1 protein-coding gene is annotated in these 428 nt (G+C 63.1%); it reads left to right on the top strand.

What is annotated here, in order from left to right:
- Positions 1-7 precede the first annotated feature (7 nt).
- Positions 8-428, top strand: a 421-nt coding sequence (locus JWJ90_RS22945; protein WP_420828937.1) for a cbb3-type cytochrome c oxidase subunit I, incomplete at its 3' end; no start/stop codon positions are given.

Below are 428 nucleotides of genomic sequence, written 5' to 3'. Positions count from 1 at the left end.
GCCTGAAATGAGGCCCGATCAGGATCGGCTCGACCGCCTGTCGCTGACCTGGCGCGATCCCCCGGGGCTATGGGGTTTCCTGACTACGGTCGATCACAAGCGGATCGCGGCGCGCTATATCGTAACCGCGCTGCTGTTGATGTTTCTGGCAGGCATGCTGGCGCTCGACATGCGGTGGCAACTGTCGACGCCCGAAAATGTCCGGATGGGGCCGCAGCTCTACAATGAAAGCTTCTCGCTGCACGGGTCGACGATGCTGTTCCTTGTCTCGGTGCCGGTGATGGAGGCCATGGCCCTATGGCTGGTCCCGCTGATGCTGGGGCAACGCAACATGGCCTTTCCCCGGCTGGGGGCCTTCAGCTACTGGCTGTATCTGGGCGGGGTGCTGACGCTGTGGATCAGCCATGCGCTGGACATCACCCCCGATC

This window comes from Desulfobulbus rhabdoformis, assembly GCF_016919065.1.
GTDB classification, from domain to species: Bacteria; Desulfobacterota; Desulfobulbia; order Desulfobulbales; family Desulfobulbaceae; genus Desulfobulbus; species Desulfobulbus rhabdoformis.
This window is presented reverse-complemented; position numbering and strand designations above follow the sequence as displayed.